At 69.0% G+C, this 26677-nt stretch carries 22 protein-coding genes and 1 pseudogene; 17 read left to right on the top strand and 6 right to left on the bottom strand.

The features are described 5' to 3' along the window. The first annotated feature begins 52 nt into the window (after positions 1–52). Genes ACZIYR_RS01220 through etfB form a run of 3 tightly spaced genes read left to right on the top strand, consistent with a single transcriptional unit; the run spans position 53 to position 4114 of the window. Positions 53–2047: a (Fe-S)-binding protein gene (locus tag ACZIYR_RS01220; RefSeq protein ID WP_483527946.1), complete on the top strand. Its 1995-nt coding sequence runs from the start codon at positions 53–55 to the stop codon at positions 2045–2047. Then, a complete protein-coding gene (gene etfA, locus ACZIYR_RS01215) occupies positions 2044–3318 on the top strand; it encodes an electron transfer flavoprotein subunit alpha (RefSeq protein ID WP_483527945.1) in 1275 nt (424 codons plus the stop codon). The genes ACZIYR_RS01220 and etfA overlap by 4 nt, the downstream gene beginning before the upstream one ends. Next, on the top strand, positions 3308–4114 hold the full coding sequence (gene etfB, locus ACZIYR_RS01210) for an electron transfer flavoprotein subunit beta (protein ID WP_483527944.1): 807 nt from the start codon (positions 3308–3310) through the stop codon (positions 4112–4114). The genes etfA and etfB overlap by 11 nt, the downstream gene beginning before the upstream one ends. Positions 4115–4475: 361 nt before the next feature. On the opposite strand, the gene ACZIYR_RS01205 is transcribed toward etfB, so the two are convergent. The 4 genes from ACZIYR_RS01205 to ACZIYR_RS01190 form a co-directional block, all read right to left on the bottom strand. Beyond that, positions 4476–5777 (bottom strand): TRAP transporter large permease, encoded by a 1302-nt coding sequence (locus ACZIYR_RS01205; protein ID WP_483527943.1) that lies wholly within the window; start codon positions 5775–5777, stop codon positions 4476–4478. After that, entirely contained in the window at positions 5777–6307 is a 531-nt protein-coding gene (locus ACZIYR_RS01200; RefSeq protein WP_483527942.1) for a TRAP transporter small permease, read from the bottom strand. The genes ACZIYR_RS01205 and ACZIYR_RS01200 overlap by 1 nt, the downstream gene beginning before the upstream one ends. Before the next feature lie 113 nt (positions 6308–6420). Further along, on the bottom strand, positions 6421–7437 hold the full coding sequence (gene dctP / locus ACZIYR_RS01195; protein ID WP_483527941.1) for a TRAP transporter substrate-binding protein DctP: 1017 nt from the start codon (positions 7435–7437) through the stop codon (positions 6421–6423). A gap of 414 nt (positions 7438–7851) precedes the next feature. Beyond that, positions 7852–9426, bottom strand: a complete 1575-nt coding sequence (locus ACZIYR_RS01190) for a BCCT family transporter (RefSeq protein WP_483527940.1) — start codon at positions 9424–9426, stop codon at positions 7852–7854. A 285-nt stretch (positions 9427–9711) separates the two neighbouring features. Between ACZIYR_RS01190 and fdhA the strand changes: the two genes are divergently transcribed. Both fdhA and ACZIYR_RS01180 read left to right on the top strand, forming a co-directional pair. Beyond that, entirely contained in the window at positions 9712–10905 is a 1194-nt protein-coding gene (gene fdhA / locus ACZIYR_RS01185) for a formaldehyde dehydrogenase, glutathione-independent (RefSeq protein WP_483527939.1), read from the top strand. Positions 10906–11089: 184 nt separating this feature from the next. After that, the gene (locus tag ACZIYR_RS01180; RefSeq protein ID WP_483527938.1) at positions 11090–11317 is read left to right on the top strand and encodes a hypothetical protein; all 228 of its coding nucleotides are present in this window, start codon (positions 11090–11092) and stop codon (positions 11315–11317) included. A gap of 55 nt (positions 11318–11372) precedes the next feature. Here the strand turns inward: ACZIYR_RS01180 and ACZIYR_RS01175 are convergent, their stop codons facing one another. Next, positions 11373–12659, bottom strand: a complete 1287-nt coding sequence (locus tag ACZIYR_RS01175; RefSeq protein ID WP_483527937.1) for an aromatic ring-hydroxylating oxygenase subunit alpha — start codon at positions 12657–12659, stop codon at positions 11373–11375. Between the two features lie 335 nt (positions 12660–12994). Here ACZIYR_RS01175 and ACZIYR_RS01170 point away from each other — a divergent pair, with 335 nt between their 5' ends. The 6 genes and pseudogenes from ACZIYR_RS01170 (at position 12995) to ACZIYR_RS01145 (ending at position 20236) form a co-directional block, all read left to right on the top strand. Continuing rightward, positions 12995–14101 (top strand): FAD-binding oxidoreductase, encoded by a 1107-nt coding sequence (locus ACZIYR_RS01170; RefSeq protein ID WP_483527936.1) that lies wholly within the window; start codon positions 12995–12997, stop codon positions 14099–14101. A gap of 63 nt (positions 14102–14164) precedes the next feature. Beyond that, positions 14165–14659 (top strand): formate dehydrogenase subunit gamma, encoded by a 495-nt coding sequence (locus tag ACZIYR_RS01165; protein WP_473032068.1) that lies wholly within the window; start codon positions 14165–14167, stop codon positions 14657–14659. Further along, a pseudogene (locus tag ACZIYR_RS01160) lies at positions 14656–16220 on the top strand (formate dehydrogenase beta subunit). Before ACZIYR_RS01165 ends, ACZIYR_RS01160 begins: the two are co-directional and overlap by 4 nt. Positions 16221–16222: 2 nt before the next feature. After that, on the top strand, positions 16223–19120 hold the full coding sequence (fdhF, locus tag ACZIYR_RS01155; RefSeq protein WP_483527935.1) for a formate dehydrogenase subunit alpha: 2898 nt from the start codon (positions 16223–16225) through the stop codon (positions 19118–19120). Beyond that, the gene (fdhD, locus tag ACZIYR_RS01150) at positions 19117–19965 is read left to right on the top strand and encodes a formate dehydrogenase accessory sulfurtransferase FdhD (protein ID WP_483527934.1); all 849 of its coding nucleotides are present in this window, start codon (positions 19117–19119) and stop codon (positions 19963–19965) included. Before fdhF ends, fdhD begins: the two co-directional genes overlap by 4 nt. Before the next feature lie 10 nt (positions 19966–19975). Further along, positions 19976–20236 (top strand): formate dehydrogenase subunit delta, encoded by a 261-nt coding sequence (locus ACZIYR_RS01145; RefSeq protein ID WP_483527933.1) that lies wholly within the window; start codon positions 19976–19978, stop codon positions 20234–20236. A 3-nt stretch (positions 20237–20239) separates the two neighbouring features. On the opposite strand, the gene ACZIYR_RS01140 is transcribed toward ACZIYR_RS01145, so the two are convergent. Then, entirely contained in the window at positions 20240–21292 is a 1053-nt protein-coding gene (locus tag ACZIYR_RS01140) for a GlxA family transcriptional regulator (protein WP_483527932.1), read from the bottom strand. A gap of 327 nt (positions 21293–21619) precedes the next feature. Between ACZIYR_RS01140 and ACZIYR_RS01135 the strand changes: the two genes are divergently transcribed. From ACZIYR_RS01135 to ACZIYR_RS01110, 6 genes are all read left to right on the top strand, one after another. Further along, a complete protein-coding gene (locus ACZIYR_RS01135) occupies positions 21620–21835 on the top strand; it encodes a hypothetical protein (protein ID WP_483527931.1) in 216 nt (71 codons plus the stop codon). 147 nt (positions 21836–21982) lie between these two features. Further along, a complete protein-coding gene (locus tag ACZIYR_RS01130; protein ID WP_483527930.1) occupies positions 21983–22903 on the top strand; it encodes a beta-keto acid cleavage family enzyme in 921 nt (306 codons plus the stop codon). Then, the gene (locus ACZIYR_RS01125; RefSeq protein ID WP_473032057.1) at positions 22900–23856 is read left to right on the top strand and encodes an L-carnitine dehydrogenase; all 957 of its coding nucleotides are present in this window, start codon (positions 22900–22902) and stop codon (positions 23854–23856) included. The genes ACZIYR_RS01130 and ACZIYR_RS01125 overlap by 4 nt, the downstream gene beginning before the upstream one ends. Next, positions 23856–24311, top strand: a complete 456-nt coding sequence (locus ACZIYR_RS01120) for a thioesterase family protein (RefSeq protein WP_483527929.1) — start codon at positions 23856–23858, stop codon at positions 24309–24311. The genes ACZIYR_RS01125 and ACZIYR_RS01120 overlap by 1 nt, the downstream gene beginning before the upstream one ends. 53 nt (positions 24312–24364) lie before the next feature. Next, positions 24365–25348 carry a GlxA family transcriptional regulator gene (locus tag ACZIYR_RS01115; RefSeq protein WP_483527928.1) on the top strand — a complete coding sequence of 328 codons (984 nt, stop codon included), beginning with the start codon at positions 24365–24367 and terminating at the stop codon, positions 25346–25348. Positions 25349–25439: 91 nt separating this feature from the next. Then, on the top strand, positions 25440–26669 hold the full coding sequence (locus tag ACZIYR_RS01110; RefSeq protein WP_483527927.1) for a TauD/TfdA family dioxygenase: 1230 nt from the start codon (positions 25440–25442) through the stop codon (positions 26667–26669). Positions 26670–26677: the final 8 nt, after the last annotated feature.

Raw genomic sequence — 26677 nt, 5'->3', positions numbered from 1 at the left:
TAACTTACCGCTTACAGCTCAAGGCTTACGGCTTTTCATCGAGGAAGCCGAGATGCTCGAGACTCTGCTGCCGATATTGATCTTCGCCGCCCTGGGCCTGGCGGCGATCGGTGCCGTACGCCGTATCCGCCTGTGGCGTCAGGGGCGCCCCGCCGCCGTGCCGCTGTTCAAGGGCCTGGCCGCCCTGCCCCGCCGCTACCTAGTGGACCTGCACCATGTGGTGGAGCGCGACAAGGTGATGTCCAATACCCACGTGGCCACCGCCGGCGGCTTCGTGGCCGCCGCCGTGCTGATGATCCTGGTGCATGGCCTGGGGCTGGGCTCTTCAGAAGCACTGGGGGGCGTGCTGGGCTGGCCGCTGCTGGCGACCAGCGCCGCCATGTTCGTGGGTAGCCTGTTCGTGGCGCGGCGCCGCCGCAACCCGCCGGCGCGCCTCTCCAGGGGGCCCTGGATGCGCCTGCCGAAGAGCCTGATGGCCTTCTCGGTCGGCGTCTTCCTGATCACCCTGCCCGCGGTCGGCATCCTACCCGCCGACTTCGGGCACTGGCTGGTGGCGCTGCTGCTGGCGGGCCTGGTGATCTGGGGCCTGGGCGAGACGGTCTTCGGCATGACCTGGGGCGGACCCATGAAGCACGCCTTCGCCGGCGCCCTGCACCTGGCCTTCCATCGTCGCCCCGAGCGCTTTTCCACGAAGAAGGGGGGCAGTGGCCGCTCCACCGGCCTCAAGGCGCTGGACCTGGAGGACGAGTCGGCGCCGCTGGGCGTCGAGAAGCCCGCCGACTTCACCTGGAACCAGCTGCTGGGCTTCGACGCCTGCGTGCAGTGCGGTCGCTGCGAGGCGGTCTGTCCGGCCTTCGCCGCCGGCCAGCCCCTCAACCCCAAGAAGCTGATCCAGGACATGGTGGTGGGCCTGGCCGGGGGCAGCGATGCCAACTATGCCGGCTCTCCCTACCCCGGAAAACCCGTGGGCGAACACTTTGGCTCCCCCCAAGGGCCCATTGTGGCGCGGGAAGGCACCGCCCTGGTGGATGCCGAGACCCTCTGGTCCTGCACCACCTGCCGCGCCTGCGTGGAAGAGTGCCCGATGATGATCGAGCACGTGGACGCCATCGTCGACATGCGTCGCCACCTGACCCTGGAACGGGGCCAGACCCCGGGCAAGGGCGCCGAGGTGCTCGACAACCTGATCGCTACCGACAACCCCGGCGGCTTCGAACCCGGCTCCCGGCTGCACTGGGCGGCGGACCTCGAGCTGCCGATAATCGCCGAACTGAAGCAGGTCGATGTCCTCCTGTGGCTCGGCGATGGCGCCTTCGATATGCGCAATCAAAGGACGCTCAGGTCGCTGGTGAAGGTGCTGCGCGCGGCGGGGGTCGACTTCGCGGTGCTCGGCAACGAGGAGCGCGACAGCGGCGACGTGGCGCGGCGCCTGGGCGACGAGGCGACCTTCCAGTCGCTGGCCAAACGCAATATCGCCACCCTGTCCAAGTACCGCTTCCAGCATATCGTCACCTGCGACCCCCACAGCTTCCATGTGCTCGGCAACGAGTACGGCGAGCTGGGAGGCGTGTACGACGTCCGACACCACAGCACCTATATCGCCGAGCTCCTGGAGGCCGGGCGCCTCGAGCTGGCGAACTGGAAGGGCGGCAGCGTCACCTACCACGACCCCTGCTACCTGGGCCGCTACAACGGCGAGTATAAGGCGCCGCGCAGCGTGCTGGCGGCGCTGGGGATCGAGGTCAAGGAGATGGAACGTTCCGGCTTCCGCTCGCGCTGCTGCGGCGGCGGCGGCGGGGCCCCCATCACCGATGTTCCCGGCGAGCGGCGGATTCCCGATATGCGCATGAACGACGTCAAGGAGACCGGCGCCGAGCTGGTGGCGGTGGGCTGTCCCCAGTGCACCGCCATGCTCGAGGGCGTGGTGGACGGCCCCGCCGAGGTGCGCGATATCGCCGAGCTGGTGGCCGACGCTCTGGTTGTCCCCGCCGACGCCAAGACCCAGTCCCGCAGGGGGCACGCCGTTGCCGAGGAGGTGAGCGCATGAGCGAGATTCGTCGTCGCGATCCACGCCGCGAGTGGATCGCCCGTAACCGTCTGCACCCCGAGCACGCCAGCGCGCTGGCTGAACTGGGAGAGGGGGCTGCCGCGGTAGAGTGGATGGGCCCCAACGGGGTGATTCGCAAGAACCCCCATGCCATCGGCTTTATCGGCCCCAATGGCGTCAAGCGCATCGACCGCAGCGGCGCCCAGCAGGGCGGCCAGGCGGGGAGCGCGAGCCGCCAGGCGGCCCAGGATAGCCGCCGCGCGGTCACCATCGAGGCGCCCGCCTTCCTGGTGGCGGTGGTGCCGGAGCTCTCCGGCGGTCGCCTCTCCAGCCATGACAAGGACCTGCTGGGCCTGGCCAGGCGCCTGGCGGATGCCGATCCGGAACGCCCCGGCGCGGTGCTGGCGGTGGTGTTCGGCGAGCACAAGGAGGAAGCGTTTGGCGAGGCGGGCATCGATCGGCTGCTGCACCTCGAGGACGACGCCTACGCCGGCTTCGGCCCCGAGGCGCGGCTGGCGGCGCTCACCGCCGTGGAGCGGGAGCTGGCGCCGCGCCACTGGCTGCTCCCCGACTCGCCCCTGGGCGGGGCCGACCTGGGGCGGCGCCTGGCGCTGCGCCTGGGCGAGCGCCCCGCCACCGGGGTCTGGCAGCTCGAGGCCGATAGCGAGGCGCCGCTGGGCTGGCGCTGCACCGCCCGTGGCGCGGCGGAGCGCCTGGATATCCAGCGTCCCCTGCCCCGGGTCGCCCTGGCGCTGGCCGAGTGCGCCGAGCCGGTGGACGAGACCCGTCACGCCGCCGAGCCGCTGAGCCTGGCGGAGACGATCCCCAGCGCCTTCTCGCGAATCGAGGACCTGGGCCAGGTGGCGGTGGACCCCGCCGGGGTGGCGCTGGCCGAGGCGGAGTTCATTGTCTCCGGCGGCAACGGCGTCAAGGACTGGGAGGGCTTCCACCATGCCGCCAAGGTCCTGGGAGCGACGGAAGGCGCTTCCCGGGTGGCGGTGGACGACGGCTTCATGGCCCGCGACCGCCAGGTGGGGGCCACCGGTACCTGGGTCACCGCCCGGGTCTACCTGGCGGTGGGCATCAGTGGCGCCATTCAGCACCTGCAGGGTATCCAGACCTGCGACAAGGTGGTGGCCATCAACCTCGACCCGGGATGCGACATGATCAAGCGCGCCGACCTGGCGGTGATCGGCGATAGCGCCGAGATCCTCGCCGCCCTGGTGGCCATGGTGGAACAGCAGCGAGGAGGGCAGCGCGATGCGGCCTGAGCAGCAGGGAATCGAGGTGGCGGTACTGGTCTCGGTGGGGCGTCACCCCATCACCGGGCGCGCGCGGCACGCCGATCAGGATGCCCGGGGCCTGGAGCTGGCCCTGGGCCTGGAGCGCCGGCTGCCCGGCAGCCGGGTCAGCCTCTTGCATGCCGGCCCGCGTAGCGAGGAGAGCGAAGCGGCGCTGCGCGGCTACCTGGGGATGGGGCTCGATACCCTGACCCTGCTGGAGCAGGCCGAGGGCAGCGATGCCATCCCGGCCCTGTCCGAGCACCTGGCCGCGGCGCCGCCGCAGCTGGTGGTCACCGGCGCCCGGGCGGAGCGCGGCGAGGGCTCGGGACTCTTGCCCTATGCCCTGGCCGAGCGCCTGGGCTGGCCCCTGGTCAACGGCCTGGCCGAAGTGGAAGCGATCGAGAACGGCGTGGCGACCCTGCTCCAGGCCCTGCCCCGGGGTCAGCGGCGGCGCTTGAAGGTACGCCTGCCGGCCATCGTCAGCGTGGATGGGGCGGCGCCGGCGGCCCGCCAGAGCGCCTTCGGCCCGGCCCGCCGGGGCGAGCTGGCGGCGACGCCGGTGTCCGCCGAGCCGGACCGGGAGCTGGCCGAGTGGCAGCTGGCCCCGGCCCGCAAGCGCCCCAAGCGACTCAAGATCGTCAAGGCCGCCTCGGCCCGGGACCGCTTCAAGGCCGCCGCCGCCAAGGCGGAGGGCGGCAGCGGCCAGGTGCTGGAGGGGGTGTCCGCCGAGCAGGGCGCCGAGGCGATCCTCAAGCTGCTCAACGAGGAGGGGGTGCTGAGATAGGCGTTGCCCTTCTGCTACTCCCTACTCACTCCCCCACCCCGCAACCCCGGCCCCGGCCGGGGTTTTGCGTCTGGCGAGTCACGTCGCGCTCGCGACCACCCTGCCCTAGGCTCTGTCTGAAAACTGGCTGCGCTCGACCATACGGCGTTAAAAATCGGCTCAAAGTACTCATTTACACCCCGTAAACTCCGTCTTTTCGCCGATTTTTGCCTTGTCTGGCCTTCGCTCGCCGACTTTTCGGACAGAGCCTAAACGAGCAGCCGGCTCGACATCTGGAAGCGGGAAGTCTGGTGACGCAATGGCGCCTGCCGCGGGACCACCCCGCGGCAGGCGTGCCACTCGAAGAGAAGAGCCGCTCCTCCTAGCGGATAAAGCCCAGCTGGCGCGGCAGGAACAGCGAGAGCTCCGGCACGAAGGTGGTGATCAGCATCACCGGGATGCCCACCACGGCGATCAGCATCAGCGCCGGCGAGAAGGTCTTGTGGATGGAGACCCGGCCGATGCGACAGGCCATGTAGAGGATCGGCGCCACCGGCGGGCTGTTGGCGCCGATCACCACCGAGCAGGCGACGATGGAGGCGTAGTGCACCGGGTGCACCCCGGTCTCCACCATCAGCGGCAGGAACAGCGGCGCGATCACCACGGTCACCGAGACGTCGTCGAGCATGGCTCCGGCCAGGATCAGGAAGGCGTTCACCGCGATCAGGATCAGCAGCGGGTCGCTGATCAGCAGGGTGATCAGCTCGGTGAGCTCCTGGGGCACCCGCTCGGCGGCCAGGATCCGCCCGATCATGAAGGAGAAGAGCAGGATCAGGATGATCGAGCCGGTGGTCTCCGAGGCGGCGATCACGCTGCGGTAGAAGCCCTTGAGGGTCTGGTCCCGGTAGATCAGGAAGCCCACGACGATGGCCGCGAAGGCCGCCACCGCCGCCGCCTCGGTGGGCGTGAAGACCCCACCGTAGATGCCGCCGAGGATGATCACCGGCAGGCAGAGCGCCGGGAAGGCGTTGAGACTCGCCCGGGTTCGCGACACCGGCTTGGTACCGCTGAGCCCCCCTTGCCCCGCCACCTCCTGGAAGAGGCGCCCGCAGGCAAAGCGATTGACCAGGATCAGGCCGACGATCAGCAGCAGCGCCGGCCCCACGGTGGCGGCGAAGAGCGCGGCCACCGACTGGCGGGTCACCACCGCGAAGAGGATCATGGTGATGGAGGGCGGGATCAGGATCCCCAGCAGCGAGGAGATGCCCAGCAGGGCCGAGGAGTAGCCCCGTGGGTAGCCGCGCTGCTCCAGCGGGCCGACCATGATGGTGCCGATGGAGGCCACCGCCGCGGTGGCGGTGCCAGCAATCGCCCCGAAGATTCCCGAGGCCAATACCAGGGAGGCCCCCATGCCGCCGCGCCGGCGCCCCACCAGGGTCTCGATGAACACCACCAGGCGTGCCGCGATGCCGCCGCTCTGCATCAGATAGCCGGTCAGCACGAAGAGCGGCAGGGCGATGAGGATCACCGAGTCCACCGAGCGGAAGCCCTGCATCATCAGGGTATTGAAATTAGCGTCATAGACCAGCGCCAGATAGGCCAGCACCCCGGCGAAGGACCAGGCGATCGGCACCCCCAGCCCCATCAGCACTACCAGCAGCCCGATCGCGAATAGACCCGCCATCAGCCTTCTCCTTCACTGACCAGGGGCGCGTCGGCGCCGTTCGTGCAGAATTGCCGCAGCGCGGCGACGATATCGCGCAGCGCATAGCAGAAGCAGCCGATGCTCGCGACCATGATGGAGGCCTGTGAGATCCACAGCGGAATACCCAGCTCCGGGGTGCGCTGCGGCCGCACCATACCCCAGGCGAGCATGCGATAGGCCCAGTAGACGAAGCAGGCACTAATCACCGCCACGATGCAGGCGACCAGCAGCCTGTGCACGGCCCGGGTGCGGGAATCGCGGATCTGCAGTTCGAGGAAATCCACCACCAGATGCTCGTTACGCCGACTGGCGATCAAGGCCCCGCTCATGTAGAGCCACATGCCGGCCAGCATGACCAGCTCCAGGGTGCCGACCAGCGACCAGCCAAATACATAGCGCGCCAGGATCAAGAAGATCATCAGCCCGACCACCAGCAGGCTGGCGGTAAAGGCAACGAGGTCGAGCACCCCGCCGATCACCCGATCCAGCTTCGACCAAAACCCGTTCATTGCTCCCCCTTGGTATCCCCGTGATGCCTTGCCCGGTCACCCGGGACAGAACGTCGTGTCCCGACAGACCACCCCCACCGGGGGCCTGTCGGGACAACGGCGACGCGGAACGGTTACAGCGGCGAGGCGTTGGCGCGAATCACCTCGACGATCTCCTCGCCGAGCTCGCGCGCCATCAGCGGCCAGACCTCTTCCCGGGCTCGCTGGGCGAACTCACGCAGTTGATCATCGGCAAGCTCGAAGTACTGCATGCCATCGGCCTGGGCCTTGGCGATGTAGTACTCATCCTGCTCCTGGGCAGCCACGAATTGCTGGTTCATGATCTCCTCGGCCGCCTCGGCCACCACCTGCTGGTGCGCCTCGGGAAGCGACTCGTAGACATCCAGGTTCATGGTCAGGATGCCGGTCATGAAGAAGTGCTTGGTGTGGACGTAATAGTCGAGGATGTCGCGGAAATATTCGTAGGGCCAATAGATGACGTTGCCGGCCTCGCCATCCACCACGCCGGTCTGCAGGGCGGTGTAGACCTCGCCCCAGTCAATGGCGGCGGTGCGATAGCCCAGCGCCTGCATGGTCTGGGGGGCGGGGAAGACCGTCATGGTGCGCACCATCAGGTCGCCGGTCTCTTCCATGGTCAGGGCGTATTTTCCCCGGGACGCCACGCCGTTGAAGCCTTCCGGCCAGGGCCCGAAGAACTTCAAGCCGATATCAGCGTAGATATCGCCGAGCAGCTCGTTGACCCAGCCGCCCGGGCTGTAGGCGTCGAAAGCTTCGTCCCAGGAGAGGGTCATGTAGGGGGTGTAGATCACCCCGATGCGCCGATCGTAGGAAGTCATCGGCCAGTTGAGCATCATGTGGACATCGCCCGATACCAGCAGATCGAAGACCTCCTGCTGCCCGCCCAGCTCGTTCTGGAAGAAGACATTGACCTGGATCTCGCCGTCGGACTTCTCCTCGATCAGCTGCGCCCAGCGCTCCAAGGCATCGCCGGCGGGCGAGCCCTTGGTCCCGGAGTCGGTGGCCAGGCGCAGGGTAGTGGCACTGGCGGAGAAGGAAGCCCCCAGCAGCAGGGCGGCTGACAGGGCGGTGACGACGGGGAGCGTGGCTCCCTTGCGGCGCTCGAATGTCATGACAGGCTCTCTCGATTGTTGTGGTTGGCCTGCTCTGTTTATCTCCGGCGCCGGCAGCGGTCAAATGCCATGCCCATGGCGCAAAATTGGGCGATTCAGCCATTTAATGACAACAATTAAGTAAAAATACTCGATTATAATTGAAAAAAAGGAATCAATATCTCCTTACGACCAGCAAGCTAGCACACGCCCTGTTCGCGCCGAATTCGAGGATGTCGCCCCTGCTTTTCCAAAGGTCGCATCGAGATAGGGTTCTCTCCTGCCCAAGACGGTACAGCGGAAAAATTGATCTGGATCATTGAAACCAGGCCGACTTTTCGGTAATGCCCCGCGCCTGGATAGGGACTGAAGTCGCTTGGGACGCCAGCAAAAAAAACCCGGCCGAAGCCGGGGTAGAGAGAATCAGGAGTGGTCTCAGCGCGCGCCGGCCAGGGCCAGGTCCAGCTGTTCCTCGCGCAGGCCCTTGACCAGGCTGAAGGCCATCACCAGCAGCACCAGGGTGAAGGGCAGGCCGGTGGCCACGGCACCGGCCTGCAGGGCGCCGAGTGCGGTGCTGCCGCCGCCGTAGAGGAGCACCCCGGCGATCACCCCGACCAGGGTGGCCCAGAAGACCCGCTGACCCTTGGGCGCATCGGTCTTGCCGCCGGCGGTGATCTTGTCGATCACCAGGGATCCCGAATCCGAGGAGGTGATGAAGAAGATCAGCACCAGCAGGATCGCCAGGGAGGACGTGAGGGTGGTCAGCGGCAGCTGTTCGAGCATCTGAAACATCGCCAGGGAGACGTCGCCGATGCCGTTCGCCAGCTCGCCGACCCCGGCCGCCGACTGGCGCAGGGCGGTGCCGCCGAAGGCGCTCATCCAGACGATGGTGACCAGGGTCGGCACCACCAGCACGGCGGTGAGGAACTCACGCACGGTGCGACCCCGGGAGACCCGGGCGATGAACATGCCGACGAAGGGTGACCAGGAGATCCACCAGGCCCAGTAGAACACCGTCCAGCCGTGGTACCAGGTGGTATCGTCGCGGCCGACCCAGTTGGAGAGCGGCACGATATGGGCCACGTAATCCAGGGTGGTGGTGGCCAGGCCGTTGATGAACAGCAGGGTGCCACCGGTGATCACCACGAACAGCAGCAGGACCAGGGCGATCACCATGTTGATGTTGGAGAAGAGCTTCACGCCGCCGTCGATGCCGCGCCAGACCGAGAACAGCGCCACGGCGGTGACCAGCACGATAATCGCGATCTGGGTGCCCAGGGTATTGGGAATATCGAACAGATAGGTCAGGCCGCCGGCGGCCTGGGAGGCGCCGAAGCCCAGGGAGGTGGCCAGGCCGAAGATAGTAGCCAGCACCGCCAGGATATCGACGGTATGGCCGATCCAGCCCCGGGTATGCTCACCCAGCAGGGGTGTGAAGGCGGAGCGCAGCGTCAGCGGCAGGCCGCGGTTATAGACGAAGAAGGCCAGCGACAGCCCCACCACGCCGTAGATCGCCCAGGGGTGCAGCCCCCAGTGGAACAGGGTCGCTCCCATGGCGGCGCTGGCGCCCTCGGCGGTGCCGGCGGCGGCATTCAGGGGCGTGCCGTACCAGTCGGTGTAGTAGGCCACCGGCTCCGCGACGCTCCAGAACATCAGGCCGATGCCCATGCCGGCGGCGAAGAGCATGGCGAACCAGGAGAGCCGGGAATACTCCGATCGAGCCTGGGCACCCCCCAGGCGAACCTTGCCCAGCGGCAGCACGATCAGCATCAGGCAGAGGAGCACGAAGAAGTTGCCGGCGATCATGAACAGCCAGTCGAAGTGCTCGATGGACCAGCCGCGGGCGGTGCCCAAATGGCTGCTGGCGGCATCGGGATAGACCAGGGCGTAGAGGATGAAGGCCAGGATGGCCAGTGCAGAGAGGGGAAAGACGGGATTGTGGAAGTCCAGGCCCAGCACCTGGGTGTTGTCCTGCCCCGGCGACAGGACCGGGTCGTCATCTCGGGTCATGGGGGTTCCTCGGGGTTGTTATTGGTGTCCTGCTCGGTGGCCGGGTGTGGCGACACACCGCGGCCCCGGCATTCTTGGGCCCGTCGGATGCGAGCAATGTCGTGAGAGCGACCCGGAAATATCCGACAGCTCCTGAAAGGCAAGGGATGTCTCGAATGGACATCCGGATGTCTCTGTGGAGCACGCCTGCGGTGGGGGGACGGGACTAGGCTGACTCACTGGCGACAGGCCAGTCAGCTTCCCGGCCGCCGTCGGGACATGAGAACAACGCATAAGGAGCCAGCCATGAGTGCAGCCAATCGCGGCGTCGTCTACAAGGGCCCGGGCAAGGTCGACGTCGAAGCCATCCCCTACCCCGAACTGGCGCTGGGCAATCGCAAATGCGACCACGGCGTGATTCTCAAGGTGGTCACCACCAATATCTGCGGCAGCGACCAGCACATGGTCCGCGGCCGCACCACCGCGCCCTCTGGCCTGGTACTGGGCCACGAGATCACCGGCCTGGTGATCGAAGCCGGTCGCGACGTCGAATTCATCAAGCCGGGCGATCTGGTCTCGGTGCCCTTCAATATCGCCTGCGGGCGCTGCCGCAACTGCAAGGAGGGCCGCACCGGCATCTGCCTCAACGTCAATCCGGCGCGCCCCGGCGCGGCCTACGGCTACGTGGACATGGGCGGCTGGGGCGGCGGCCAGACCGAGTACGTCATGGTGCCCTACGCCGACTTCAACCTGCTGAAGTTCCCGGACGCCGACCAGGCCATGGAGAAGATCAAGGACCTCACCCTGCTCTCCGACATCTTCCCCACCGGCTTCCACGGCTGCGTCACCGCCGGGGTCGGCCCGGGCAGCACCGTCTATATCGCCGGCGCGGGGCCGGTGGGCCTGGCGGCGGCGGTCTCGGCCCAGCTGCTGGGGGCGGCCTGCGTGATCGTCGGCGACATGATCGAGGAGCGCCTGGCCCAGGCGCGCAGCTTCGGCTGCGAGACCCTCGACCTGACCCAGGAGGGCGACATGGCCGACCGGCTCGAGGTGATCCTCGGCGAGCGGGAAGTCGACTGCTTCGTCGACTGCGTCGGCTTCGAGGCCCATGCCTGCGGCTGCAACCACGGCAAGGAGGCGCCGGCCACGGTGCTCAACTCGGCCATGCAGCTGACCCGCGCCGGCGGCCAGATCGGCATCCCGGGGCTCTACGTCACCGAGGACCCGGGGGCGGCCGACGACGCCGCCAAGCAGGGCGCGCTGAGCATGCGCTTCGGCCTCGGCTGGGCCAAGTCCCACTCCTTCCACACCGGCCAGTGCCCGGTGATGCAGTACCACCGCCCGCTGATGCAGGCGATCCTGTTCAACAAGGTGAAGATCGCCGATGCGGTCAACGTCCAGCTGATCTCGCTGGATCAGGCCCCCCAGGGCTACGCCGACTTCGATGGGGGAGCCGCCAAGAAATTCGTCATCGATCCCCACGGCAGCGTGGCCGCTTAAGGAGCCGCCCGAGCTGGCCGCGGCTGGCGCCAACAGGCGGCGCGGCCAGCTAATTCGGGGTATCGATCCCCACGGCAGCGTGGCCGCTTAAAAGTAGCCGCCTGCCGGCTCAGCAGAGCCGAATCGGCCTGATCGCCGCGGCGCCGATTGCCGGCGCCGCGACCCACCGCTGGAGGACCTTACGATGATGATTGCCGAGTTGATCGACGGTGACGACTTCCGTCAACGGCTGACGGCACTGGGCATCCATATCCCCGAAGGGGCCAGTCCCAATACCTGTGCGCGGCTGGCGCGGCGCTGCCGGGCCGAGGGAGAGGTGCCCGGCCTCGATGAACTGCTGCGTGAGCTAGAGGAGAAGCGCGAGGTGCTGCTGCCGTCGGTCAGGACGGCGCTGGACACCCATCTGCGGTAGTCGGGGCTCCCGGATGATGGACGCCCCTGCCGTCGACGGACAGCAGGGGCGTTGCTCAGCCCTGCACCACCTTGAGGTGCGGGGCGCTGTGACCCAGGTTCTCCAGCATCCGCTCGCCGTACCAGTCGATGAAATCGATCACCCCGAACTCGTAGGTCTCAGAGTAGGGACCCGGCTCGTAGGCCTGGGAGTTGATACCGCGCTGATTCTCCTCGGCCAGGCGGCGGTCCTGGTCGTTGGTGGCGTCCCACACCCGGCGCAGGGTCTCGGTGTGGTAGTCGACCCCCTCCTCGGCATCCTTGTGCACCAGCCACTTGGTGGTGACCAGGGTCTCCTGGGGGCCCAGCGGCAGCACCCGGAAGACGACGGCGTGATCGCCCATGAAGTGGTTCCAGGAGTTGGGCAGATGGAGGATACGCAGCGAACCCAGATCGGCGCTCTCGATCCGCCCCATCAACTTCTGGCAGGCCGGCTTGCCGTCCAGGGTCATGGAGACCGTGCCATCGAGCAGGGGGGTGCGGGTCAGGCGGTTGCGCTTGCCGAAGCGCGCGAGCTGCCAGGGCACCCGCTGGGCGTCCCAGTCGGCCTGCTTCTTGGCCACCAGAGCCTTGTAGGCGGGAGTGGCGCGGGGGTCGTCGGTGTCGTCGAACTCCTGCAGGGAGTTGAGCAGCTCCGGATGGGAGCCGTTGCAGTGGTAGCACTCCCGATTGTTCTCGATCACCAGCTTCCAGTTGGCCTGCTCGACGATGGAGGACTCCACCGCCACCTTGGTGTTCTCCATATCGTAGGGTTCGAGGTAGTGATCCAGGCTTTCCAGGAAGTCGTCGATGGCCGGGGGCTCGTCGGCCAGACTGATGAAGATAAAGCCGCCCCCGGTCTTCACCTGTACGGGTTTCAGGCCGTACTGAGTCAGGTCGAAGTTCTCGCCCATGTCAGCGCCGGCGAACAGCAGGCGGCCGTCCAGCTCGTAGGTCCACTGATGGTAGGGGCAGACCAGCTTGGCGACCTTGCCCTTCTCACTGACGCAGAGTCGGGAGCCGCGGTGGCGACAGACGTTGTGGAAGCCGTGCACCTGGCCGTCGTTGCCGCGCACCAGGATCACCGGGTTGTCGCCGATCGCCACGGTCATGTAGTGGCCCTTGGCGGGAATCTCGCTGGTCATGCCGGCGAATAGCCACTCCTTGCCGAAGATCTCCTGCATGTCCAGCGCGAAGAGACGCTCATCGTTATAAAAAGGCTGGGGCAGCGAGAAGTGGCGCTGACGGCTGCGCAGCATCTCCGCGGTGGCTTCCCGGGCGGGGGCCAGGGGATCATCCAGACGAGCGATGGACTTGGATTCCATGGGGCACTTCCTCATTACAGGCGGCAGGGCACGCCGAGTCATTGTTGATTGTGGGTGTCGTCAGCGGTTGGGAAGGGGACGCGCTGCAACGGCGCGTTCCTGATTTTCGGCGAGTGTGGAGCAGAGCTTCAGAAGACAATTGCCTGGCAGCGACGCCGGACGATACGCTGGCGACGCTAGGCACCACGTCTCGCCTACCCGCTGGACCCCATGGATATGCCCGCGTCGTAAACAGGCATGTGGTGACGCTATGCATTGGCGCAGAATTCGCTCAACGGCAGGCGGTGGCACCGCGGTCGGAGATAGCCCCCATGGTGCAGCCAGGCGAATCGACAATGACAACCAGCTTCCTCAATCCCGTCACCACCCAGACCTGGACCAACGGCCGCCACCTGGTGCGCTGCGTCAAGGTGATTCAGGAGACCTGGGACGTACGCACCTTCTGCTTCATGGCCGAACAGCCGGTGCTCTTCTTCTTCAAGCCGGGGCAGTTCGTGACCCTGGAGCTGGAGATCGACGGCGAGCAGGTGATGCGCTCCTACACCATCTCCAGCTCCCCCTCGGTGCCCTACAGCTTCTCGATCACCGTCAAGCGGATGCCGGGCGGCAAGGTCTCCAACTGGCTCCACGACCACCTCAAGGTCAATGACGAGCTGGCGGTACATGGCCCGGTGGGTAACTTCAATGCCATCGACTACCCGGCGGAGAAGATCCTGATGCTATCCGGCGGCGTGGGCATTACGCCGCTGATGTCCATGGCGCGCTGGTTCTTCGATACCAATGCCGCGGTGGACCTGGAGTTCGTGCACAGCGCCCGCACCCCCCAGGACATCATCTTCCACCGCGAGCTGGCGCATATGTTCTCGCGAATCCCCGAATTCAAGCTGCACATTATCTGCGAGCGCAGCGACGAACTGGGCGAGGCCTGGTCGGGCTTCCGCGGCTACCTGAGCCAGGCCATGCTGGAACTGATGACCCCTGACTTCATGGATCGCGAGATCTTCTGCTGCGGCCCCACCCCCTATATGAACGCCGTCAAGAACCTGCTCCAGAACAGCGGGTTCGACATGAGCCGCTACCACGAGGAGTCCTTCGGGGCCACGCCGGTGGACGTGCAGGAGGAGGTGCTGGAGCTGGCCGAGCAAGCCGAAGCCGAGGCCGAGGAGCTGGACGTCGCCGAAATGATCAGCGTCGAGTTCTCCACCACCGGGAAAAGCGTTCGCATCCAGCCGGGCGAGACGGTCCACAACGCCGCCGCCAAGCTGGGGCTGCATATCCCCAAGGCCTGCGGCATGGGCATCTGCGGTACCTGCCGCGTTCCACTGACGTCGGGGCGGGTGGAGATGGAGCACAACGGCGGCATCACCGAAGAAGACGAGGCCGAGGGCTATATCCTCTCCTGCTGCAGCAAGCCCCTGGGCAATGTGGTCGTGAGCTACTGAGCTTCTCGACGATAACGCCGTGCTATCTAACAGACATCACCAGGACCGAGGAAGGGGAGCGCGATGAGCGAGTCTCGAGAGTGGACGCCGCAGTCGATCCAGGCGGAGATCGACGCCCTCAAGCACAAGCCGGGGGCCCTGCTGCCCATCCTCCACGCCATTCAGGATCGCTTCGGCTTCATTCCCGAGGCGGCGGTGCCGATCATCGCCGAGGCCCTGAACCAGACCCGCGCCGAGGTGCACGGGGTGATCGGCTTCTACCATCACTTTCGCACCACGCCCCCCGGGCGGCATGTGGTGCAGCTCTGTCGCGCCGAGGCCTGCCAGGCGGTGGGCGGCCGGGCCCTGGAGGCCCACGCCCGGGCGCGCCTGGGCATCGACTACCACGCCACCACCGCCGACCGGGAGATCACCCTGGAGGCGGTCTACTGCCTGGGCAACTGCGCCTGCGGCCCCGCCGTGCGGGTGGACGATCGGGTGCTGGGCCGGGTCACCCCCGAGCGCTTCGACGCCCTGGTCGACGAACTGCAGACCCGCCCCCTGGAGGTGATCGCATGAGCGTGCGCGTCTTCGTCCCCCGCGATACCACCGCCCTCTCCCTGGGCGCCGACGCGGTGGCCGCCCGCCTGGAGCGGGAGGCCCGCGCCCGCGGCCTGGCCCTCACCCTGGTGCGCAACGGCTCCCGCGGCGCCGCCTGGCTGGAGCCCCTGGTGGAGGTGGAAACGGCCAACGGTCGCCTGGGCTTCGGGCCGGTGGCCGCCGAGGATATCCCCGGCCTGCTCGACGCCGGCCTGCTCGATGGAGCTCTTCTCGCGGGCGATACCGCCCATCCCCTGGCCCTGGGCCCCACCGAGGCGCTGCCCTGGTTCGCCCGCCAGCAGCGTTTCACCTTCGCCCGGATCGGCCTCACCGACCCGCTCTCCATCGCTGACTACCTGGCCCACGACGGCTTCCGCGGCCTGGAGCTGGCCCTGACCCGCCCCCCCAGGACATCGTCGAGGAGGTCAAGGCCTCGGGGCTGCGCGGCCGCGGCGGCGCCGCCTTCCCCACCGGCATCAAGTGGCAGACGGTGCTCGACACCGCGGCGGACCGGAAGTACATCGTCTGCAACGCCGACGAGGGCGACTCCGGCACCTTCGCCGATCGCCTGGTGATGGAGTGCGACCCCTACCTGCTGATCGAGGGCATGACCATCGCCGGCCTCGCCGTGGGCGCCACCCAGGGCTATATCTACCTGCGCTCCGAGTACCCGCTGGCCAAGACGATCCTCGACGCGGCCATCGCCCGCGCCGAGGCCGACGGCTACCTGGGCGAGGACATCCTCGGCAGCGGCCGCGCCTTCCAGCTGGAGGTGCGCCTGGGTGCCGGCGCCTATATCTGCGGCGAGGAGACCTCGCTGCTGGAGAGCCTGGAGGGCAAGCGCGGCCTGGTGCGAGCCAAGCCCCCGCTGCCGGCCATCGAGGGCCTCTTCGGGCGCCCCACCGTGGTCAACAACGTCCTCTCCCTGGCCGCCGTGCCCTTCATCCTCGCCGAGGGGGCCGCGGCCTATGCCGAGGTCGGCATGGGCCGCTCCCGGGGCACCCTGGCGCTGCAGCTGGCCGGTAATGTCCGCCGCGGCGGCCTGGTGGAGCTGGCCTTCGGCGCCAGCCTGCGCGACCTGATGGAAGCCTTCGGCGGCGGCACCGCCAGCGGGCGGCCGCTGCGCGCCGTCCAGGTGGGCGGCCCCCTGTGCGCCTATCTGCCGGAAAGCCAGTGGGACCTGCCGCTGGACTACGAGGCCTTCGCCGAAGTGGGCGCAGGGGTCGGCCACGGCGGGGTGGTGATGTTCGACGACAGCGTCGACATGGCGGAGCAGGCCCGCTTCTCCATGGAGTTCTGCAAGGTGGAGTCCTGCGGCAAGTGCACCCCCTGCCGCATCGGCTCGACCCGCGGCGTGGAGGTGATCGATCGCATTCGCGCCGGCCGCGACCGCGAAGCCAACCTCGACCTGCTCCGGGATCTCTGCGACACCCTGGAGGATGGCTCCTTGTGCGCCATGGGCGGCATGACCCCCTTCCCGGTGCGCAGCGCCCTGACCCATTTCCCCGATGACTTCCGGCGACCGGCGGAGGGAGCCTGACCATGATCGAGCATTTCGACCCCCGACAGCATGCCAAGGACCTCGGCACTCCTTGCCCAACCCGAGCCGCAGGCGCTGCCCCCGCGGCGGGTGCCGCCCCGGTCAGCTTGACCATCGACGGCGTGGCGATCCGCGTGCCCGAGGGCACCTCGGTGCTGCGCGCCGCGGCCCTGGCCGATATCAATATCCCCAAGCTATGCGCCACCGACAGCCTGGAGGCCTTCGGCTCCTGCCGGCTGTGCGCCGTCCAGGTGGAGGGCCGGCGCGGCACCCCCGCCGCCTGCACCACGCCGGTGACCGAGGGCATGCAGGTCACCACCCAGAACAAGCGCCTGGCCCGGCTGCGCCGCAACGTCATGGAGCTCTACATCTCCGACCACCCCCTGGACTGCCTCACCTGCCCGGCCAACGGCGACTGCGAGCTGCAGGACATGGCCGGCGCCGTGGGGCTGCGCCAGGTGCGCTACGGCTTCGAGGGCGAGAACCACCTGCAGGCGGCCAAGGACGAATCCAACCCCTACTTCAGCTTCGACCCCAGCAAGTGCATCGTCTGCTCGCGCTGCGTGCGCGCCTGCGACGAGGTCCAGGGCACCTATGCCCTGACCCTCGACGGCCGCGGCTTCGACTCCAAGGTTACGGCGGGCCAGGGCGAGGCCTTTATGGACTCCGACTGCGTCTCCTGCGGCGCCTGCGTCCAGGCCTGCCCCACCGCCACCCTGATGGAGAAGAGCGTCATCGACGCCGGCCAGCCGGAGCACAGCGTGATCACCACCTGCGCCTACTGCGGGGTGGGCTGCTCCTTCGAGGCCCAGATGAAGGGCGACCAGCTAGTGCGCATGGTGCCCTACAAGGGCGGCGACGCCAACCACGGCCACTCCTGCGTCAAGGGGCGCTTCGCCTTCGGCTACGCCACCCACCCGGACCGACTCACCGCGCCGAGGATCCGCGACGCCATCGACCAGCCCTGGCGGGAGGTGAGCTGGGAGGAGGCGATCGCCTTCGCCGCGGCACGCCTCCAGGCGATCCAGGCCGAGCACGGCCGCGAGAGCATCGGCGGCATCACCTCCTCGCGCTGCACCAACGAGGAGACCTACCTGGTGCAGAAGCTGGTGCGCGCCGCCTTCGGCAGCAACAACACCGATACCTGCGCCCGGGTCTGCCACTCTCCCACCGGCTACGGCCTCAAGACCACCCTGGGCGAGTCCGCCGGCACCCAGACCTTCGACTCGGTGATGCAGGCCGACGCCATCCTGGTGATCGGCGCCAACCCCACCGACGCCCACCCGGTGTTCGGCTCGCTGATGCGCAAGCGGCTGCGCCAGGGCGCCAGCCTGATCGTCGCCGACCCGCGGCGCATCGACCTGCTCAAGACCCCTCACCTGGCGGACGCCCAGCATCTGCCGCTGCGCCCGGGCACCAATGTGGCGCTGATCAATGCCCTGGGGCACGTCATCGTCACCGAAGGCCTGGAGGATCAGGACTTTATCGCGGCCCGCTGCGACACCGCGGCCTACCGGGCCTGGCGCAACTTCATCTCTGAAGAACGCCACTCCCCCGAGGCGACCGAGGGGATCACCGGGGTGCCCGCCGAGGCGGTGCGCCGGGCCGCGCGCACCTACGCCAGCGCCGGTAACGGCGCCATCTACTACGGCCTGGGGGTCACCGAACACAGCCAGGGCTCCACCATGGTGATGGGCATCGCCAACCTGGCCATGGCCACCGGCAACCTCGGCCGCGAGGGCGTGGGGGTGAACCCGCTGCGCGGCCAGAACAACGTCCAGGGCGCCTGCGACATGGGCTCCTTCCCCCACGAGCTGCCGGGCTACCAGCACGTGGCCGACCCCGTCGCCCGCGGGCGCTTCGAGGCCGCCTGGGGCGTGCCCCTGGACGACGAGCCGGGGCTGCGCATCCCCAACATGTTCGACGCCGCCATCGAGGGCAGCTTCAAGGCGCTCTACGTGCAGGGCGAGGACATCGCCCAGTCCGACCCCAACACCCAGCACGTGGAGGCGGCGCTCTCCGCCCTGGAGTGCCTGATCGTCCAGGACATCTTCCTCAACGAGACCGCCAAGTACGCCCATGTGCTACTGCCGGGCTCGAGCTTCCTGGAGAAGGACGGCACCTTCACCAACGCCGAGCGGCGCATCAACCGGGTGCGCCGGGTGATGCCGCCGCTGGCCGGCAAGGCCGACTGGGAGGTGACCCAGGAACTGGCCCGGGCGCTGGGCTACCCCATGGACTATGCCCATCCGTCGGAGATCATGGACGAGATCGCCCGGCTGACGCCGAGCTTCGCCGGGGTCAGCTACGCCAAGCTCGACGAGCGCGGCAGCCTGCAGTGGCCCTGCAACACCGAGCACCCGCTGGGCATGCCGACCCTGCACGAGGACGACTTCCCCATCGGCCGCGGCCGCTTCGCCATCACCGAGTACGTGGCCACCGAGGAGCGCACCAGCCGCCGCTTCCCGCTGCTGCTGACCACCGGGCGCATCCTCTCCCAGTACAACGTCGGCGCCCAGACCCGGCGCACCGACAACCAGGTATGGCACGACGAGGACGTGCTGGAGCTGCACCCCGCCGACGCCGAGCTGCGCGGCATCCGCGACGGCGACTGGCTGGGCATCACCAGCCGTGCCGGCCAGACGGTGCTGCGCGCCCGGCTCAGCGAGCGCATGCAGCCGGGGGTGGTCTATACCACCTTCCACCACCCGGGCAGCGGCGCCAACGTCATCACCACCGACAACTCCGACTGGGCCACCAACTGCCCGGAGTACAAGGTCACGGCGGTGCAGGTGGAGAGGGTCAGCCAGCCCTCCGCCTGGCAGCAGCGCTTCGCGGCCTTCGACCGGGCCCAGCGCGACCACCTGGCCGGGGCGGCGCAGCGGGAGTCCGCGCCATGAGCGGCGGCGATACCCTCCCGACGGGCGCCGTCACCGCCGTGGCGCGCCACCCGGTGGAGGTCCAGCGGGGCAGCAACGGCTGGTACACCGACGTCCAGCAGGACCTCCTGGCCCTGGAGGTCCCGGTGGCCCTGATCTACAACGGCATCTCCCACGCGGTGATGATGGCCACGCCCGCCGACCTGGAGGAGTTCGCCCTGGGCTTCAGCCTCTCCGAGGGGATCCTGGCGCATCCCCACGAGTGCTACGACCTGGAGGTTTGCGAGGAGGCCCATGGCCTGGCGGTGCAACTGACCATCAGCAGCCAGCGGCTGGCGGCCCTCAAGGCCCGACGCCGCAGCCTGGCCGGGCGCACCGGCTGCGGCCTGTGCGGCACCGAGGCCCTGGAACAGGCGATTCGCCCGATCCCCCGGGTCACGGCGCCATCACTGAATGATGCCGCCATCCAGCGCGCCCTGGCGCAGCTGGCCGAGCACCAGGCCCTGCAGGCCGTCACCGGCGCGACCCACGGCGCCGCCTGGTGCGACGGCCGGGGGGAGATCCAGTTGGTGCGCGAGGACGTGGGGCGCCACAACGCCCTGGACAAGCTGATCGGCGCCCTGGCCCGCCGCGGCGGGCCCGCGCCGGACGGCTTCGCGCTGGTCTCCAGCCGCGCCAGCTACGAGATGGTGCACAAGAGCGCCAGCGCCGGCATCGGCGCCCTGGTGGCCGTCTCGGCGGCCACGGCGCTGGCGGTGGAGCAGGCCCGGGCGGCCGACCTGCTGCTGGTGGGCTTCGCCCGACCGGGCCGCCACCTGATCTATCATCGCCCCGCCGCCCCCGTGGCGGCCCGGGCCCATGGCTGAGGAATCGACGATGTCACTGCACCACCACGCGCACCTGATCCGCATGGCCAACCAGATCGCCGCCAACCTGGGCGGCGGCCGCGACGAGGCCCAGGCCGTGGCGGCCATCTGCCACCACCTGGAGACCTTCTGGGCCAGGCCGATGAAGCAGCGCCTGATTGCCAGCCTGGCGGAGGAGACCCCCGAGCTGACGCCCCTGGCCCGGCGCGCCGCCCAGCGGCTGGCCAAGCGGCTGAGGGAAGCGGCCTCGGGCGCCAAGCCGGGCGCATAGCGCTCACTGCCCCGGCAGGCTCTCGACATGCAGGAAGAAGGGGTCGACCCGGTCGCCGCCCGGCTCGGCGACACGCTTGCGCATCTCCGACGGCGTCATGCCGAAGGCGCTGCGGAAGTGGCGTGAGAAGTGGGCGGTATCGGCGAAGCCGCAGCGCTCGCCGATCTCGGTGATGCTCTTGCCGGTGTAGTGGAGCAGCCACACCCCGTAACGCAGGCGTAGGTCTCGGGCGAACTTCTGGGGCCCCACCCCCAGGGTCTCGCGAAAGCGGCGCTCCAGGTTGCGGCGCGAGGTACCGACCCGCTCCGCCAGCGCCTCCATCGAGATCGCCTCCCCCAGATGCTGCTCCAGCACGGTGATGGCGCGGCGCACCAGGCGATCCTCGATCTTGCCGAAGACCACCGGCTGGGGCTGGGGGTGGCCCCCCGTCCGCGCCTCGTCGAGCAGCATGATGTTCAGGCTCTTCATCGCCCAGGCCTTGCCCAGGTGGCGCTCGACCAGATAGGCCGCCAGGTCGGCCGCCGCCGCCCCGCCGGCACAGGTGAGTCGGTCGCCGTCGTCGACGAACAGGCGGTCGGCCACCGGCTGGATGGTGGGGAAGCGCTGCACCATGTCGCGATGGTGATACCAGCTGACGCAGCAGCGACGCTCCTTCATCACCCCCGCCTGGATCAGGGCGAAGACACCGGTGCAGAGCCCCACCAGCGGCACCCCGGCACTCGCCGCCTGGCGCAGGTAGGCCAGAGCGGCGGTGTCGGGCCGATCCCGCTCGTCCTGCACCCCGCCGATCACCACGATATAGTCGAACGCTGTGGGGTTTCGATAGCTCTGGCAGGGGGAGACGGTGGCGCCGCAGCTGGAGTGGGCCTCCTGGCCGACGCTGGTCATGAAGGTCCAGTGGCAGCGCAGCTGGCGGCTGCGGTCGCCCTCGTCGGCGGCCAGGCGCAGGCAGTCGACGAAGGCGGCAAAGGGCAGCAGCGTAAAACGGTGCAGCAGGACAAAGCCCACGGAGAGGGGCTCGCCTTGTGAGGAGCGATTGAGGGTTACGGCTGACATCGGATTACCGCTCGAAGGTTTGATTCCAGACCGCCAGCATACCCCATCGAGCTCCCGGGGCCCCTACCACAGAAAGCATGTTGAAGTCGGCTCGCACTACATCGACGACGGCGAACAGCTGGAGATCACACAAGGGGTACTCTTTCACCGCCCTGCGGACAATGTGGTCAGCGTCACTGGCGTACGCACTGCCCGATGGCGAGCTGCCCCTTGAGGATGCCGGCGATCTGGGCGAGGCTCACTGCTATATGCTCAGGGACCGCCTGGTGACCGATCCGAAACCAGAGCGCGTCCCCCCCTGATCCCCACTGCCGGAGGCAAAGAACCATGATGCGACTGCTCTTCACCCTGCTGCGTATGCGCCGCCTGATGCGGCTCTACCGCATGTTTACCGGCGGCGGCCGTGGGGGATTCAGCCCCCACGGTCGGGGCGGGCTAAACCGCCCCCAGCGGCACCGGACCCAGGGGCCCGACCCCCTGAATGAGCCGCCCCAAGCCACACCGGGTGCACGCAACCGGAACCCGGACGACCACCGGCCGTGACCAAGCCCCAACAGCCCTACACCGCCGGGCAGAGGTAGTGGGACACGTCGCCTCACGACGACACGACGTCGCCTGTCGCCAACTGTCGCCGCTGCCTCTCCCCCACACTGCTCCTGACGTCACGCCCTTGAACGACAGGAGCCGAACATGAACCGCAATGTCATCCTCACCTGCGCCGTTACCGGCGCCGGCGACACCACTGCCAAGAGCCCCCATGTGCCGGTCACGCCGAAGCAGATTGCCGACGACTGCATCGCCGCCGCCAAGGCCGGGGCCAGCGTGGCACATATCCACGTGCGAGACCCCGAGACCGGCGCCGTCAGCCACTCCCTCGACCACTTCCGCGAGGTGATGGAGCGCGTGCGCGAGGCGGACGCGGATATCGTCATGAACATCACCGCCGGCGGCGGCGGCGACTGGATCCCCGACGCCGAGGACCCCACCCGCGGCGGCCCGGGCACCGATATCCAGACCCCGGCCGAGCGCCACGAACCCGTGGGGGAGCTCTTGCCCGAGCTCTGCACCCTGGACTGCGGCAGCCTCAACTTCGGCGACATGGTCTACGTGAACCCCGCCGACTGGCTGCGCGAGCATGCCCGCCTGGTGCAGGCCGCCGGCGTCAAGCCGGAGCTGGAGTGCTTCGACCTCGGCCATGTGTGGTTCGCCCGCCAGTTGCAGCAGGAGGGCCTGATCGACGGCGACCCGCTCTACCAGCTCTGCCTGGGCATTCCCTGGGGCGCCGAGGCGGACACCGAGACCCTGCTGGCCATGCGCAACAAGCTGCCGACGAACGCCAACTGGGCGGCCTTCGGCATCGGTCGCCACCAGATGCCCATGGCCGCCCAGGCGGTGCTGCTGGGCGGCCATGCCCGGGTCGGCCTGGAGGACAACCTCTATCTGAAGAAGGGCGTCCTGGCCACCAACGCCCAGCTGGTGGAGCACGCCGCCGGCCTGATCGAGAACCTCGGCGCCCGGGTGATGACCCCCGCCGAGACCCGCGCCCACCTGGGGCTGCGCGACCCGCGTACCGGCCGGATCCTGGAGAAAGTCGCCGGAGGTGAGGCATGAGCCGCAAGCTCTCTGTGATCGGCACCGGGGTGATCGGCAACGGCTGGATCGCCCGGGCCCTGGCCCGAGGCTGGGACGTGGTGGCCTTCGACCCGGCCCCGGAGGCACCGGCGCGCACCCGCGCCTTCGTCGACAACGCCTGGCCGTCTCTGGAGCGCCTGGGCCTGGCGGAGAGCGCCAGCCCCGCGCGGCTCACCTTCGTCGACAGCCTCGAGGCTGCCGTGGCCGGCGCCGACCTGATCCAGGAGAACGTCCCGGAGCGGCTGGACCTCAAGCGCGAGATCCTTGCCGCCCTGGACGCCGCGGCAGCACCGGCGGTGATCATCGGTTCGTCGACGTCCGGCTTTAAGCCCAGCGACCTGCAGCGGGACTGCACCAAGGCGCCGGGGCGGGTGATCGTCGCCCACCCCTTCAACCCGGTCTACCTGCTGCCCCTGGTGGAGCTGGTCGGCGGCGAGGCCACGGCCGTTGAGCAGACCGAGCGGGCCCGGGGGCTCTACCAGGCCCTCGAGATGCGCCCCCTGGTGGTGCGCCGCGAGATCGAGGGGCATATCGCCGACCGGCTGATGGAGGCGCTGTGGCGCGAGGCCCTGCACCTGGTCAACGACGGCGTGGCCACCACCGAGGAGGTGGACGCCGCGGTGGTCTACGGCTGCGGCCTGCGCTGGTCGCTGATGGGCACCTTCCTCACCTTCCACCTGGCCGGCGGCGAGTCGGGCATGCGCCATATGCTGGAGCAGTTTGGCCCCGCCCTGAAGCTCCCCTGGACCAAGCTCGAGGCCCCCGAGCTCACCGAGGAGCTGATCGACAAGGTGGTGGAGGGCTGCGACCACCAGGCCGCCGGCCGGTCCGTCAGCGAACTCGACCGTCGCCGGGACGACTTCCTGGTTGAACTGCTGGACCTGGTGCAGAAATACTGGCCGGAAGCGGAAGGCCTGGAGGGACGCATCTGATGGTAATTCTGGAGACTCGGGTAGCCCCGGAGTGGGTCGACTACAACGGCCATATGAACGACGCCGAGTACGCCAGGGCCTTCTCCCTGGCGGTGGAGGCGCTGATGGACCGGATCGGCCTGGACGCCGAGGGGCGCCGCCGTCACGGCTATACGATCTATACCCTGGAGACCCACCTCTGCTATCGCCGCGAGGCCCACGAGGGCCAGCCGCTCGAGGTGACGGTGAGCCTGCTGGACCGCGACGCCAAGCGGCTGCACGTCTTCTTCGAGCTCTACGACGCGGAGCGCAACCTGCTGGCCACCAGCGAGCAGATGCTGATGGGCATGAACCAGGAGAGCGGCCGCCCTGACGCCTTCCCGGCGCCGGTGGCCGAGGCCCTGGCCGCCCTGCCCCACGCCGAGACGGGCGCCTGGCCGGAGCTCGCCGGTCGCACCATCGGCATCCGGCGCTAGCCGCCTCCGCACCCCTGCTGCCTGCGCGGCGGGGGTGCGCTACCCTGCTCGACATGCGACTCCACTACGCCGGCCCCGAACCGGAACCCATCGGTATCCTGCTGCTGCCGCGCTTCGCCATGGTGGCGCTCTTCTCCGCCATCGAGCCGCTGCGGATCGCCAACCGCATGGCGGGCCGCGAGCTGTTCCGCTGGCACCTGATCGGCCTGGACGGTGCCCCGGTGACGGCCAGCAACGGCATGTCCCTGGGGGTCGAGCTGGCCCTGGCGCAGGCCCCGGACTTCCCCAGCCTGGCGGTCTGCGCCAGCTTCGCCCCCGAGGCGGCCCTGACCCCGGCCCTGCTGGGCTGGCTGCGCGAGCGGGCGGCCCGGGGCTGCGTGCTGGGCGGCATGGACACCGGCTGCGTGGCGCTGGCCGCGGCGGGGCTGCTCGACGACCGGACCGTGACCCTGCACTGGGAGAGCCTACCCGACTTCCGCCGCCGCTTCCCGCGGGTCGACGCCGTGGAGTCCCTCTACGAGGTGGATGCCCGGGGCTTCTCCTGCGCCGGCGGCAGCGCCGCCATCGACATGGCCCTGGATCTGGTGCGACGCCGCCACGGCGAGGCCCTGGCGGCCCGGGTCAACGCCCAGCTGGTGCATGCCCGGGGGCGCCTGCCCGCCAGCCGCCAGCGCCCCGCGCTACCGCCCCACCTGCCCCTGGAGCTGCGCCGTGCCATCGGCCTGATGGAGGCCAACCTGGAGTCGCCCCTGGCCATCGCCGATCTGGCCCGGCGCCTGGCACTCTCCTGGCGCGGCCTGGAGCGCCTCTTCCTGCGCTATCTGGCGTGCTCGCCCCGGGATCACTACCTGGGGCTACGCCTGGATCACGCCCATGGGCTGCTGCTGGAGACCTCCCACCGGGTGCTGGAGATCGCCCAGGCCTGTGGCTTCGCCTCCGCCTCCAGCTTTACCCGCGCCTTTCGCCAACGCCACGGCCTCACCCCCAGCCAGCTGCGACGCCAGCAGGATCGGGCCTGGCTGTCGAATGGCGCATAGTCGGCGTCGAATGGCGCCGCTTCCACCGGCGCCGCCACGGGCAAGCTAGGCCTCTCGACTCCACGCTCGACCCATCCCAGGAGAGGCCATCATGAACTCGCTGTCGTCACCGACGCTGCCGCTTACCCCGGACTACGACGCCTGGCCCATCGAGGCCGAGATTCGCTCCGTCACCCACGACGCCCGAGTGGTGACCCTGGACTGGAGCGACGGTCGCGTGAGCCGCTACCACGGCATCTGGCTGCGCGAGAATGCCGCCGACGAGAGCACCGTCAATCCCGCCACCCGGGAGCGTATCCTCGACCTCTCCACCCTGCCCGCCTGGCCGGAGATCGCCGCCGCCGAGGTGGACGCCGCCGGCGCCCTCTGCGTCACTTTCGCCCCCGAGGCGCGCGTGCTGCGCTTTCATCCCGGCTGGCTGCGCGCCCACGACTACGACAACGGCGCCACCCAGGAGGGCCCCCTGGTGCCGGTAACGACCTGGCCGGGCGGCCCCGAGGCGACCCCCGACAGCCTCGATGCCAGCGGCCTGCTCGACGCCGAGCCGGCCAGCGAGGCCGAGGAGGCGATCCTCGCCCCGGCCCTGGAGAGCCTGCTCGGCAAGGGGCTGGTGCGCCTGCGCGGCCTGCCCACCGCGCCGGGCTCCCTGGCTGAGATCGCCGCGCGCATCGGCCCGCTGCGGGCCACCAACTTCGGCACCCTCTTCGACGTGCGCGCCAAGCCCGACCCGGACTCCAACGCCTATACCTCCATCGCCCTGCCACCCCATGTGGACCTGCCCACCCGGGAGTACCAGCCGGGGCTGCAGCTGCTGCACTGCCTGGAGAACGACGTGGCGGGGGGCCAGGCGGTGATGCTCGACGGCTTCGCCGTGGCCGAGGCGCTGCGCGACCGCCATCCCGAGGCCTTCACCACCCTGACCCGCCAGCGCTGGTGCTTCGCCAATACCGCCCGCACCACCGATCATGTCTGGCATGCCCCCATGATCGGCCTGGACGAGCGCGGCGAGCTGGCCGAGGTGCGTATCGCCGACTTCCTGCGCGGCCCGCTGCAGGCGCCCTTCGAGGCGGTGGAGCCCGCCTATGAGGCGCTGATGGCGCTGCAGGCCCTGCTCCACGAGCCGGCGTTCGCCCTGCGCTTCGACTATGCCCCGGGGGACTTGGTGATCTTCGACAACCGCCGCCTGCTGCATGCCCGAGACGCCTTCGCCGGGGGCGGCGGCCGGCGCTGGCTGCAGGGCTGCTACCTGGAGCGGGACGAAGTGCGCTCCCGCTACCGGATGATCCAGCGCGCCCGACGCCAGCGGCGGCTCGACGCGTGACACTAAGG

This window comes from Billgrantia sp. NRB1, from assembly GCF_056921725.1.
Note: the sequence above shows the minus strand (reverse complement) of the source record. Positions and strands in the feature narration are given on the sequence as shown.